The organism is Streptomyces microflavus, assembly GCF_014650075.1.
Classification (GTDB): domain Bacteria; phylum Actinomycetota; class Actinomycetes; order Streptomycetales; family Streptomycetaceae; genus Streptomyces; species Streptomyces microflavus.
Genome location: NZ_BMUG01000007.1, coordinates 277,724 through 290,643 on the forward strand (window position 1 = coordinate 277,724; position 12,920 = coordinate 290,643).

A 12,920-nucleotide genomic window follows, 5' to 3' on the forward strand; every position below is an offset into this window, starting at 1 on the left:
GGGCACTTATGGAGAAGCCCCCGGGAGGCACAGCCTCCCGGGGGCTTCCGTATGCCTGCGCCGCGCCTACGCTCCGAAGCGCCGGCCCACCAGCCGCCAGCTGAACTCCAGCAGGGCGGCCGCCGCCACCGCGATGCCGACCGCCCCCCACGGCATCGTCGTCCCGACCAGCTTCAGGGCGAAGAAGTCCTGGAGCCACGGCACCACGAGCACGATGAGGAACCCGAGCCCCATCGCCGCCACCAGGCCGATGCGCCACCAGGTGTACGGGCGGGCGATGATCGCCAGGACCCACATGGAGACCAGGAACAGCGTCAGCGTCGCCGCACTCGTCTCGGCCTCCAGGGCGCCCGGCCCCGCGTAGTGGTGCCGCGCGACCAGGTACGTGGTGAAGGTGGCCGCCGCCGCGATGACGCCCGAGGGGATCGCGTACCGCATGACGCGGCGTACGAAGTGGGGCTGGGCGCGCTCCTTGTTCGGGGCGAGGGCCAGGAAGAACGCGGGGACGCCGATGGTCAGCGTGGACAGCAGCGTCAGGTGCCTCGGCAGGAACGGGTACTCCACCTGGAAGCAGACCACCAGGATCGCCAGCAGCACGGAGTAGACCGTCTTGGTGAGGAAGAGGGTCGCGACGCGGGTGATGTTGCCGATCACCCGGCGGCCCTCGGCGACGACCGACGGCAGCGTCGCGAAGCTGTTGTTCAGCAGCACGATCTGGGCCACGGCCCGCGTCGCCTCCGAGCCCGAGCCCATCGAGACCCCGATGTCGGCGTCCTTGAGCGCCAGGACGTCGTTGACGCCGTCGCCCGTCATCGCGACCGTGTGGCCGCGCGACTGGAGGGCGGCCACCATGTCCCGCTTCTGCTGCGGGGTGACCCGGCCGAAGACCGCGTTCTCCTCCATGGCCGTCGCCATCTCGTCGGGGTCGGTGGGCATCCGGCGGGCGTCGAGGGTGTTCTCGGCGCCCGCGAGGCCCAGCTTCCCGGCGACCGCGCCGACCGAGACCGCGTTGTCGCCGGAGATGACCTTGGTGGCCACGTTCTGCTGGGCGAAGTAGGCGAGCGTCTCACCGGCGTCCGGGCGCAGCCGCTGCTCCAGGACGACCAGGGCGGTGGGTACGGCCCCGTCCGCCGCACCGGGCGCGTCCAGCTCGCCCCGTACCCGGGCCAGCAGCAGCACCCGCAGGCCCTGCTCGTTGAGGTGCTCGATCTCGGTGAGGGTCCCGTCGCCGTCGGGGAGCAGGACGTCGGGGGCGCCGAGCAGCCAGGCGGAGGGGGTCCCGTCGGTCTCGGTGAAGGCCGCGCCGCTGTACTTGCGGGCGGAGGAGAACGGCATGGCGTCGGTGACCGTCCAGCCCTTCTCGCCTCCCTCGCCGCCCGCCGGGTAGGCGTCGATGATGGCCTGGAGGCTGGCGTTGGGGCGGGGGTCGGAGGAGCCGAGGGAGCGCAGCACCTGGTGCACGTACGCCTCGTCGCTCCCGTTGAGCGGCCGGACCTCCGTGATGTCCATGCCGCCCTCGGTGAGGGTGCCGGTCTTGTCCAGGCAGACCACGTCGACCCGGGCGAGCCCCTCGATGGCGGGCAGCTCCTGCACCAGGCACTGCTTGCGGCCCAGGCGTACGACGCCGATGGCGAAGGCCACCGAGGTCAGCAGGACCAGCCCCTCGGGGATCATCGGGACGATGCCGCCGACGGTCCGGGCGACGGAGTCCTTGAAGTTGTTGTCCTTCACGACGAGCTGGCTGATGATCAGCCCGATCGCCGTCGGCACCATCATCCAGGTGACGTACTTGAGGATCGTGCTGATGCCGCTGCGCAGCTCCGAGTGGACGAGCGTGAAGCGGGACGCCTCCTCGGCGAGCTGGGCGGCGTACGCCTCGCGCCCCACCTTGGTCGCGGTGAACGCCCCGCCGCCCGCGACGACGAAGCTGCCGGACATCACGGGGTCGCCGGGCCGCTTGAGCACCGGGTCGGCCTCGCCGGTCAGCAGCGACTCGTCGATCTCCAGGCTGTCGGCCTCGGCGACCGTGCCGTCCACGACCACCTTGTCGCCGGGGCCCAGCTCGACCACGTCACCCAGGACGATCTCGTGGGTGGAGATCTCGGCGGCGACCCCGTCGCGCCGCACGGTCGGCTTCGCCTCGCCGATCACCGCGAGGCTGTCCAGGGTCTTCTTGGCCCGCCACTCCTGGATAATGCCGATGCCGGTGTTGGCGACGATCACGAAGCCGAAGAGGCTGTCCTGGATCGGCGCGACGAACAGCATGATCACCCAGAGCACGCCGATGATCAGGTTGAACCGGGTGAAGACGTTGGCGCGGACGATCTCGGTGACCGAGCGCGAGGACCGGACGGGTACGTCGTTGACCTCGCCCCGCGCCACCCGCTCGGCGACCTCGGCGGTGGTGAGACCGGTGGCATCGGGGTGACCGGACGGTGGTAGCTCCACCGGGTGCACGGGATCGAGCTCCGCCCCTGCGTCGATCATGGCCGGCCGGGGGGATCCGGGGGTCTGCTCCCCGGAGGAATCGAGTGCCCGCTGCGTCATGGACTAGACGGTACGGGCGTGCGATGCGAATCACCCGCCGGGGGGCCGAAGATCCGACCAGGGGAGGAGCAAGTCGGTCCCGTGGTCGTACGGGATCGGGGCGGCTCCCGTACGGGGGCGGCGTGGCGCCCGTCAGGCAGGGTCCTCAGGCGGTCCGGTCCGCCTCGGTGCTCGTGCTGCCGAGCGCGCCGTCCGCAGCCTCGGCCCCGACCGCGTCCTTGGCCTCCGCCCGGTCCGCGTGCCGCTTGATGGCGGCTTCGCGCCCGCGGACGTACCAGATGCCGATCAGTCCGAGTGCGGCTCCGGCCAGCGGTGTCCACACCCACCAGGTGTGCCCGCGGTCGGCGAACCAGCCGTAGAACGGGAGCTGGGCGAGGAAGAGGACGAACCAGAGGATCGTGCCGCCGACGACGGTGGAGACGACGGGGCCCTCCAGGGGCTCGGGCGCCTCGTGCTTCGGTGTCCACTTCTCCATGAGTTCAGTGTATGGGCCCACCCGATCGGGGGTGCGCGGGCCGGTGGACCCGAGGCGCCACGCGGGTCTACGCGCGGAGATAGCGATCTTCGTCTGATGTATTCATACTGAATCTGCTTTGGGCTGGCTCGATTTGTTCGTCTGAACATCCAATTTCGATCACCTTTTGCCCTTTTGCTCCCACTCCTCTACGTACGACTGAGGTCACCCATGCCCCCCTCGGCCACCGCTCCGGTCGACTCCCCGCAGCCCCCGGCTCCGCAGCCCCAGGGCGGCGTGGACCGGTACTTCAAGATCTCCGAGCGGGGGTCGACCGTCGCGCGCGAACTCCGCGGCGGGTTCGCCACGTTCTTCGCGATGGCCTACATCATCGTGCTCAACCCGATCATCCTGGGCAGCGCGAAGGACATGTACGGCAACCAGCTCGACAACGGCCAGCTGGTCACCGCCACCGTGCTCTCCGCCGCCTTCTCCACGCTGCTGATGGGTGTCATCGGCAACGTGCCGATCGCGCTCGCGGCCGGGCTCGGCGTCAACACCGTCGTCGCCCTGCAGCTCGCCCCCCGGATGAGCTGGCCGGATGCGATGGGCATGGTCGTCCTCGCGGGCATCGTGGTCATGCTGCTGGTCGCGACCGGGCTGCGGGAACGCGTGATGAACGCCGTACCGAGGTCGCTCCGCAAGGGCATCGCGATCGGTATCGGCCTCTTCATCCTGCTGATCGGCCTGGTCGACTCCGGTTTCGTCTCGCGCATCCCGGACGCCGCCATGACCACCGTGCCGCTCCAGCTCGGCGGCGATGGTCACCTCACCGGATGGCCGGTTCTCGTCTTCGTCCTGGGCGCTCTGCTCACGCTCGCGCTGATCGTGCGCAAGGTGCCCGGCGCGATCCTGATCTCGATCATCGCCATGACGGTCGTCGCCGTGGTCATCGACGCGGTGGCGGGCCTGCCCGAGGGTGCCTGGGGCCTGACGACGCCCGCGTGGCCGGGGAACCCGGTCTCCGCTCCGGACTTCGGGCTGCTCGGCGAGGTCAGCCTCTTCGGCGGCTTCGGCAAGGTCGGGGTGCTGACCGGCATCCTCTTCGTCTTCACCGTGCTGCTGTCCTGCTTCTTCGACGCGATGGGCACGATCCTGGGCGTCGGCGACGAGGCGAAGCTGATGGACCGGGACGGCAACTTCCCCGGCATCAACAAGGTGCTCTTCGTGGACGGCGTCGCGGTCGCCGCGGGCGGTGCGAGCTCCTCCTCCGCCACCACCTGCTTCGTGGAGTCCACGGCGGGCGTCGGAGAGGGCGCCCGCACCGGACTGGCGAGCGTCGTGACCGGTCTGCTCTTCTCGGTGGCGCTGTTCCTCACACCGCTGGCGACCATGGTCCCGTCGCAGGCGGCCACCCCCGCCCTGCTGGCGGTCGGCTTCCTGATCATCGCGGGCTCGGTGCGGGACATCGACTGGAGCGACTACACGCTCGCGGTCCCGGCGTTCCTGGCGATGGTGATGATGCCGTTCACGTACTCGATCACCAACGGCATCGGCATCGGTTTCATCGCCTTCTCCGTGCTGCGCCTGGCGGCGGGCCGGGGACGCGAGGTCCCGGTCGCGATGTACGTGGTGTCGGCGGTCTTCGTCTTCTACTACGCGATGCCGGCGCTCGGCCTCACCTGACCGGCGGCCTCACCCGGCCGTCGGCCCTACCCGGCCGGCGGCCTCACGTGATCGTCTGCTCCTCCCCGTAGAACTTCTCCGTCTCGTCGACGGCCGCCTTGAAGCGTTCGTCGAAGTCGTCGCGAATGAGCGTCCGGACCACGTAGTCCTGGACGCTCATTCCGCGTTTCGCGGCGTGCTGCCGGAGCCGGTCGAGCAGCTCACCGTCTATCCGCAGGCTGAGCACTGTCGATCCCATGCCAAGCAGGGTCGCCGCCCGGGGGCGCTTTTCGCGTCACTTTCCGCTCCCGTCTCACTCGTTCGGGTGATCGGTTTCTCGCGCGCGTACCATCGGGTGGTATTTAGTTTGGGTAATGAGTTACGCTAACAAACATGCCTGACCTGATCCACGACGGTGCCAGTGCCGCCGCCGTGAGCTCCCTCCGCTCAGCCGTGATGCTGCTGGGCCGGCGCCTGAAGCACCAACGCGTCGACGAATCGCTGAGCCCGACCGAGATGTCGGTGCTCGGCACCCTTGCCCGCTGCGGCTCGGCCACCCCCGGCGAGCTGGCCCGCAAGGAGCACGTGCAGCCCCCGTCGATGACCCGCATCGTCGCGCTGCTGGAAGCGAAGGGACTCGTCAGGCTGGAACCGCACCCCGATGACCGTCGGCAGAAGATGGTCAGCCAGACCGAGCAGGCCGAGGCCATGCTCGCGGAGAGCCGCACCAAGCGGAACGCCTGGCTGTCCCACCTCGCCGAGGGCCTGGACGAGGACGAGTGGGAGACGCTGCGGGCCGCCGCGCCCGTGCTGGAGAAGCTCGCCCACCTGTGACCCCGCGGGCGCACCGGCGTCACGCCTTCCCCGTACCGGATGGGACCACCGGTCCGGGGAAGACGATCGCAGCGGGACCGGCACACCGCCGGCCCCGGACGATCACCGCCGGAGCGCCCGTCGTCACGTCCTCGTCGGACCGCACGCCGCAGACGCCTGAGGAGATGAACCCTTTTGAGTACGGGATCCGGAGCAGACTCCGCCCCCGCACCGACTTCCACCCACGAGAGCAAGACCGGCGGGACCTTCTCGTCGCTGAAGATCCGTAACTACCGCCTGTTCGCGACGGGCGCCGTGATCTCCAACACCGGAACCTGGATGTCCCGCATCACGCAGGACTGGCTCGTCCTGAGCCTGACGGGTTCCGCGACGGCCGTAGGTATCACCACGGCCCTCCAGTTCCTTCCCATGCTGCTTTTCGGCCTGTACGGCGGTGTCATCGCCGACCGCCTCCCCAAGCGGCAGATCCTGCTCGTCAGCCAGGCACTGCTCGGCCTGTGCGGTATCGCGCTGGCCGTCCTGACCCTCTCCGGCGTCGTCGAGGTCTGGCACGTCTATCTGGTCGCCTTCCTCCTCGGCATGGTGACCGTCGTCGACAACCCGGCCCGCCAGTCGTTCGTCTCCGAGATGGTCGGCCCCGCGCAGCTCCGCAACGCGGTCAGCCTGAACTCGGCGAACTTCCAGTCCGCCCGGCTCATCGGCCCCGCCGTCGCGGGAGTCCTGATCACCACGGTCGGCAGCGGCTGGGCGTTCCTGCTCAACGGTCTCTCCTTCCTGGCCCCGCTCATCGGCCTGCTGATGATGCGGACGAGCGAGCTCCATGCCTCCGTCCGGGTGCCGCGCGCCAAGGGACAGTTGCGGGAAGGACTGAGTTACGTCCGTGGCCGCCCCGAGCTGATCTGGCCGATCGTCCTGGTCGGCTTCGTCGGCACGTTCGGCTTCAACTTCCCGATCTGGCTCACCGCCTTCGCCGACGGGGTCTTCGACGGCGGCGCCGGGATGTACTCGTTCTTCAACATCCTGATGGCCGCGGGTTCGCTGGCCGGCGCACTGCTCTCGGCCCGCCGCCGCTCCACGCGGCTGCGGATGCTGGTGGCGGCGGGCACGGCGTTCGGACTGCTGGAGATCGCCGCCTCGCTCTCCCCGAACGTCTGGCTCTTCTCGATCCTGCTGGTCCCGATCGGCATGCTCGGCCTGACGACGAACATCACCGCGAACACGAGCGTGCAGATGGCCGCCGACCCCGAGATGCGGGGCCGGGTGATGAGCCTCTACATGATGGTCTTCGCCGGGGGTACGCCGGTGGGCGCCCCGATCGTCGGCTGGATCAGCGACACGTACGGCGCCCGCATCGGCTTCGCGGCCGGCGGCGCGATCTCGGTGATCGCCGCCCTGGGCGTCGGCTTCGCCCTCGCCCGCGTCGGCGGCCTCCGCCTGAAGGTCGACCTCCGCCCGGGCCGCCCGCACGTCCGCTTCGTCCAGCGCGAACAGCTGGCCACGGCGGCGTGAGACACGCGAGAAAGGCGCCCTCCGCCCGGAGAGACCGGGGGCGGGCGCCTTTTCGTTGTCCGTAGGCCCGCCCCCCGGGACACACCCGGACCTGCCTTACGGCTTCCCGGGGCCGGAAGGTGGTACGGGCCTGGGCGCGGGGCCGGTGGGTGGTGCGGTTAGGCTCGAAGGGTGGACCCGAAGACCAGAAACCGCATCATGGCGGCCGTGCTCGTGCTCATGTTCCTCGTCGTCGCCGTGGCGGCCGCCTTCGGCGGGTGACGCGGCAGGCGGGGGCGTGCCGGGCGGGGCTCCCGCGCCGCGCTGAGCCGGCACCACCGCGCCGACGACCCCGGCCGCGCCCAGGAGCTGGAGCGGCCCCAGGGTCTGCCCCATGAAGAGGTAGCCGAGGACCGTGGCGCACAGGGGCGAGAAGAACGACAGGAACCCCCTGGTCACGCTGGAGAGCGGACGCTGACCGTCCGGCGGACTCCTCGGCGTGTCCGGGACGCGCGCTTGCCTGGAGTGGACTCGAAGGAGTTGGCTGGGGCGTCATGAAGTACACACAGCTCGGACGCACCGGACTCAAGGTCAGCCGACTCGTTCTCGGGACGATGAACTTCGGCCCGCAGACCAATGAGTCGGACAGTCACGCGATCATGGATTCCGCGCTCGGCGCGGGCCTGAACTTCTTCGACACCGCCAACGTCTACGGCTGGGGCGAGAACAAGGGACGCACCGAGGAGATCCTCGGCACCTGGTTCGCCCAGGGCGGCGGCCGGCGCGACAAGGTGGTCCTGGCCACCAAGATGTACGGGAACATGGCCGCCGAGGGCGACGCCTGGCCCAACCACGACAAGCTCTCCGCCGTGAACATCCGGCGGGCGGTCGACGCCTCGCTCAAGCGGCTCCAGACGGACCACATCGACCTGTACCAGTTCCACCACGTCGACCGGGACACCCCGTTCGAGGAGATCTGGCAGGCGATCGACGTCCTGGTCCAGCAGGGCAAGATCCTGTACGCGGGTTCCTCGAACTTCCCCGGCTACAAGATCGCCCAGGCCAACGAGCAGGCGGCCCGCCGCGGTTCGCTCGGCCTGGTCAGCGAGCAGTGCATCTACAACCTCGCCGAGCGCCGCGCCGAGATGGAGGTCATCCCGGCCGCGCAGGAGTACGGCCTCGGGGTCATCCCCTGGTCGCCGCTGCACGGCGGTCTGCTGGGCGGTGTCATCAGGAAGACGACCGAGGGCGGCCGCCGCGCCTCGGGCCGCGCGGCCGACGCCCTCGCGGACGCCGCCACCCGCGCCCAGCTCCAGTCGTACGAGGACCTGCTGGAGAAGCACGGCCTGGAGCCCGGCGAAGCGGCCCTGGCCTGGCTGCTGACCCGCCCCGGCATCACGGGCCCGATCGTCGGCCCGCGCACCGCCGAGCAGCTGGACAGCGCCCTGCGCGCCCTGGAACTGGAACTCCCCGAGGCCGTACTCACCGGCCTGGACGAGATCTTCCCGGGCCCGGGCCCTTCACCGGAGGCCTTCGCCTGGTGACCTGAGCCCGCGTGCTCCGCGGCCGCCGCTCCCGGGTGGGGGCGGCGGCCGTGCGCGTCCGCCCCGCCCGGGTGGTGTTGCCGCCGCGGGCGGACCTCACGTCGCCGCGAACCCGTCCAGCGCGGCCAGCACCGCCCGCTTCGTCGCCGGGACGCCCAGGTGCCCCGCGTCGGCGATGACCGTCAACTCGGCGTCCGGCCAGGCCCGGTCGAGTTCCCAGGCGGTGATCAGGGGGCCGCCCAGGTCGAAGCGGCCGTGGATGAGGGCGGCGGGGATGCCGGTCAGGCGGTGGGCTTCGTCGATGAGCTGGTTCTCCCGGAGCCAGGCGCCGTGGGAGAAGTAGTGGGCGCAGATCCGGACGAGCGCCTGCTGGGCCGGGCCCGGGCGGCTGCTGTACGGGGGCGGGCCCGGGTTGGCCTCCATGGACAGGACCGCGTCCTCCCAGGCGCACCAGGCGGCCGTCGCCCGTTCCCGTACGGCGGGGTCGGGGCTCTCCATGCGGTGGGCGTAGGCCGTGACCAGGCCGGTGGGGCCGGTTGCCTCGGGGACGGACTCGCGGAAGGTGTGCCAGGCCTCGGGGAAGATCTGGCCGGCGCCGCGGTAGAGCCAGTCGATCTCGCTGCGGCGGGTCGTGGTGACGGAGGAGATGACGGCTTCCGTGACCCGTTCCGGGTGCGTCTGCGCGTACGCCAGGATCAGCGTGGAGCCCCAGGAACCCCCGTACAGCAGCCAGTCGGTGATGTTCAGGTGTTCCCGCAGGCGTTCCATGTCGGCGATCAGGTGGTGCGTGGTGTTGTGCCGCATGTCCGTCGCCGGGTCGCTCGCGTGGGGCGTCGAGCGGCCGCAGCCCCGTTGGTCGAAGAGGACCACGCGGTAGCGGTCCGGGTCGAAGTACTGGCGGGCGCGCGGGGTGCAGCCCGAGCCGGGGCCGCCGTGGACCACGAGGGCCGGCTTGCCGTCCGGGTTGCCGCACACCTCCCAGTACACGAGGTTGCCGTCGCCGACGTCCAGCATGCCGCTGTCGTACGGGTCGATCGGCGGGTACAGATCGTCGGGCCGGGTCCTGTCCACCGTGGTGCCTCCCCCTCGGGACTTCGTGGACCGGACACCCTACGGGAGCCGTCGGCCCCGGCTTCCGGCCCACCCCGGCCCGAAGAGCGGGAGAAGGAAAAGGGGTACCCCCCCGTCACCGTGACGGGAGGTACCCCTTTTGCTGCGCGCTCTTGCTGTCAGCTGATGGCTTGGAAGTCGAGCCATCCGCTGCTTCCAATGGCGACCCCGCTGCCGGAGAGGTTGTGGTAGAGGTACAGCTTGTCGTCACTGCCGGTGGCGAAGATGTCGGCCTTGTTGTCGGAGCCGGCGTCGGGGACGGCGGTGATCAGCGGCCGGTGGGCGCGGGTCCACCCGCTGCCGATGACGGTGGAGGTGGGGCCGTTGCCGAGGCCTTCTCCTGACGGCCCGGTGCCCTGGTAGAGGCGGAGTTCGCCGTTGGTCTTGTGGCGGGCGATGAGGTCGACATGTCCGTTGCCGGTGCGGTCCCCCGGCGCTACCAGGTCGTAGTTGGACCAAGATCCGCTGCCGATGAGGACCGGAGCACGGGTTTCGTCGAGGTAGAGGGACTCCGAGCCGAAGTACAACCAGAGCAGATTGCCCTCCTTCACGAGAAGGTCGGGGTAGCCGGCGATATCGATGGTGCCGTCGTTGTCGGTGTCCAGGGGCCCGTCCACGTCACCGATGGCAAGGATCTGTTCGGCGTTCATCCAGTGGTTGTTGGCCTCGTCGTAGACGTCGATCTCCTGGCGGTCGTACTGGCAGGAGCGCGAGTGCCCATCGGCCTGTTCGTCACGTTCGGTACAGGCCCAGCCGACCCCATTGTTCGGGTAGAGGTGGAGGGACTTGCCGCCGTCTCCTGGAATGGCCGCGATGAGATCTTCGAATCCGTCCCCCGTCCAGTCGCCGCGGTGTGTGATACCGGCTTGGCTGAAGTCGCCATTGCCCGCCACGGTTCCGGTTCCGACGTAGCCGTTGCCCTGGCCGGCGTACAGCCACAACTCGCCGCTGCCACGCACACCGTAGACATCGGCGTTGTCGTCTCCGTTGAGGTCTCCCGCCTTGTCGGGGACCGAGAGCCCGTTGGCGTAGAAGAGGTAGGAGGCCCGGTCGGACCGGTTCTGTGCGGCGTCGAGGCTGCGGACGTAGAGCCGCTGAGACCCGGCTGCGGGCGGGGTCAGGACGAGCTTGGCGTCGATCTTCCCGTCCCCGTCGAGATCGGCGCTGGGCGTGACGTTGCGGACGGTGGGGTCCCAATCGCTCCAGTACTCGTAGGACTTGACATCATTGACGCCCCCGTTGCCGAGGATGAACGTTCCGGCGGTACGGGCCTGGCCGGTGATGGCGGGCCAGCCGTCGGAGCCGTCGGGGAACTGCTGGGAGCTGACGGTGGGTGGTGTGCTGGGCCGGGTGGGGTCGAAGTCGAATCGGCAGATGCTGGCACTGGGGTTCCAGGCCGAATTGGCGCTCGCGTCCAGAGTCTGCACCTTCCAGCCGAAGTTCCCCTTGGCGGCAGCCAGGTGCTTCTGCAAGGTGGCCTTGGGGACCTTGACCTTCGCGACCGTGCCGGAGGTGGCGGACACGATCTGGTTGAAGATCTCAGCTCCGCCCGCGAGGTTGTTGGTGCCCCAGAGGCGGAACTGGGCGCGGACCGTCCCGCCGTCCGGGTCGGAGACCTTCGCGGTGAGCGTGACGTCGGTGTTCCCGATCGTGGTGTACGGGGCGACCATGTCGCACCCACCGGAGCTGGGAATGGTGTCCAGGCTGTTCGGGGCGTTGGGCACGGTGTTGTACGTCGTCGACAGCACGGCCGACTTGGCGTCGAACTTCTTCCACGACAGGACGTTGTTGTTGTCCTCATCGGCCTTGGACGCCCGCAGACCCAGGGTGAGCGTCTTCCACTTGTTGGCGATGACGTCCTTCGCACCCGCGGTCACATCGAAGGCGAGGTTCCCCCCGGGGCAGTCCGGGCCCCAGCCGAGGGACTCGTTGACCGAATCCAGTTTCTTGCGCCAGTCGGGCTGCTTGTTCCACGTGGTGGACGCGGAGATGGCGCCGGACTCCCAGATCTCGACAGGCCGGTTCGTGCACGACCAGGACCAGGTGTTCTTGATCCGGAACGTGGAGGAAGAGACAACCTTGTTCGTGGACCACAGGTTGGCGGCATCCATACGGAAGAAGGACCGGCTCAGCCCGTTGGTCTCGTTCTCGTACCCCACACGCGCGGTGGTAGTGCCGTTGTCCCAGTTGGCGCCGTTGAAGAACGAGCTGTTCGGGTGCTTCTTGTAGGCGATGGTCCAGGAGTGCCGGGGACCGGAGACCGCCGGGTCCAGCAGCACCGGGTACTGCGTGTCCTTGCCCGTCAGGAGCTTCTGGTCCGGAGTGAGGCGCAGTTTGCCGCCCGTGACCGAGATCCCCATGGCCGCCTGCTGCGCACCGTGCGCGGGCTCGAACTCATCGGAGGGCGGCGGCGGTCCGACGGGGGCGCTGCGGGTCGAGCGGGCCGCAGGCGCGGCAGGCGCGGAGGCGGTGCTGCTGTCCCACATCAGGGGGGTCGGCGCGGTGAAGACCACTTCGCCGGCCGGGTTGACCGCAGTGAAGTTGCCGTGAGCGTCTGTCCTCACTGCCAGGCCGTTGGTGTCCAGGTCGAAGTCGACCTGCTTCAGTGCCGGATCGGCGGCCGCCTCCGCAGTCTTGACGACCAGGAGGCTGGAGAATCCGGCCGGGCCCGCCTTGACCTTCAGGTCGACGTCCGGCAGGACATCCTCGAACGTCAGGGTGTCACCGTCGGCCTCGGGCTTCGGCAGCGGCTGCGGCCAGGTCCAGGACATGCTGCGCCCATCGCGTACGACGGTCACCAGCGGTCCCTCGCCACCGCCGGAGAGCCGGACGTCCACCTCTGCGGCCTTCGGGGACAGCGAGCCGTCGGCGTTCACCTTGAGCGTGGTGTCGATCGGCACCAGCTTGCGGTCCTGGCGTACGAACTGGGGCAGTGCGTAGGTGTCCTGGGTGAAGGTGCCGTCAGGGTTGGCGAACACCTGCGACACCTCGGAGCGCTTGGCGAGCACTTCGACGGGTCGGCCGGTCTCCGATGCTTCGGCCTGCGCCAGCGCCTCGGCATCGGCTTTGGACGCCACGGGCGTCGGGGTGGCTGCGGGCTCGGCGGCGGCTTCCGGCACGTACTGCGGCACGCCGAGTGTCAGAAGGACGGCGAGGGCCGCCGCCACTGTGACGCCACCCTTTGTTCTCCATCTGGTTTTGACTCGCAAAAGTTCCATCAAAAAGTCCCCTCCCAGGTCTGTTCGACTCGCACCCTAGAACGTGAGGGAAGTGTGACG

9 protein-coding genes are annotated in these 12,920 nt (G+C 69.5%); 4 read left to right on the forward strand and 5 right to left on the reverse strand.

What is annotated here, in order from left to right; translation table 11 throughout:
* Positions 1-66 precede the first annotated feature (66 nt).
* Together IE264_RS21725 and IE264_RS21730 are read right to left on the reverse strand one after the other, a co-directional pair.
* Positions 67-2,547, reverse strand: coding sequence for an HAD-IC family P-type ATPase (locus tag IE264_RS21725; protein ID WP_015610413.1), 2,481 nt, complete (start codon positions 2,545-2,547; stop codon positions 67-69).
* A gap of 145 nt (positions 2,548-2,692) precedes the next feature.
* Entirely contained in the window at positions 2,693-3,022 is a 330-nt protein-coding gene (locus IE264_RS21730) for a DUF2530 domain-containing protein (RefSeq protein ID WP_015610414.1), read from the reverse strand.
* 210 nt (positions 3,023-3,232) lie between these two features.
* On the opposite strand from IE264_RS21730, the gene IE264_RS21735 reads away from it, so the two are divergent.
* Entirely contained in the window at positions 3,233-4,687 is a 1,455-nt protein-coding gene (locus tag IE264_RS21735; RefSeq protein WP_032759311.1) for an NCS2 family permease, read from the forward strand.
* Between the two features lie 43 nt (positions 4,688-4,730).
* Here the strand turns inward: IE264_RS21735 and IE264_RS21740 are convergent, their stop codons facing one another.
* Positions 4,731-4,925, reverse strand: coding sequence for a hypothetical protein (locus tag IE264_RS21740; RefSeq protein WP_015610416.1), 195 nt, complete (start codon positions 4,923-4,925; stop codon positions 4,731-4,733).
* Positions 4,926-5,059: 134 nt separating this feature from the next.
* Here IE264_RS21740 and IE264_RS21745 point away from each other — a divergent pair, with 134 nt between their 5' ends.
* From IE264_RS21745 to IE264_RS21755, 3 genes are all read left to right on the forward strand, one after another.
* Positions 5,060-5,500 (forward strand): MarR family winged helix-turn-helix transcriptional regulator, encoded by a 441-nt coding sequence (locus IE264_RS21745; RefSeq protein WP_015610417.1) that lies wholly within the window; start codon positions 5,060-5,062, stop codon positions 5,498-5,500.
* 174 nt (positions 5,501-5,674) lie between these two features.
* A complete protein-coding gene (locus IE264_RS21750; protein ID WP_015610418.1) occupies positions 5,675-7,009 on the forward strand; it encodes an MFS transporter in 1,335 nt (444 codons plus the stop codon).
* A 533-nt stretch (positions 7,010-7,542) separates the two neighbouring features.
* Positions 7,543-8,532 carry an aldo/keto reductase gene (locus IE264_RS21755; protein ID WP_015610419.1) on the forward strand — a complete coding sequence of 330 codons (990 nt, stop codon included), beginning with the start codon at positions 7,543-7,545 and terminating at the stop codon, positions 8,530-8,532.
* Between the two features lie 96 nt (positions 8,533-8,628).
* On the opposite strand, the gene pip is transcribed toward IE264_RS21755, so the two are convergent.
* Together pip and IE264_RS21765 are read right to left on the reverse strand one after the other, a co-directional pair.
* Entirely contained in the window at positions 8,629-9,603 is a 975-nt protein-coding gene (pip, locus tag IE264_RS21760; RefSeq protein WP_032759312.1) for a prolyl aminopeptidase, read from the reverse strand.
* A 158-nt stretch (positions 9,604-9,761) separates the two neighbouring features.
* Positions 9,762-12,773, reverse strand: coding sequence for a VCBS repeat-containing protein (locus tag IE264_RS21765; protein ID WP_229887675.1), 3,012 nt, complete (start codon positions 12,771-12,773; stop codon positions 9,762-9,764).
* Positions 12,774-12,920: the final 147 nt, after the last annotated feature.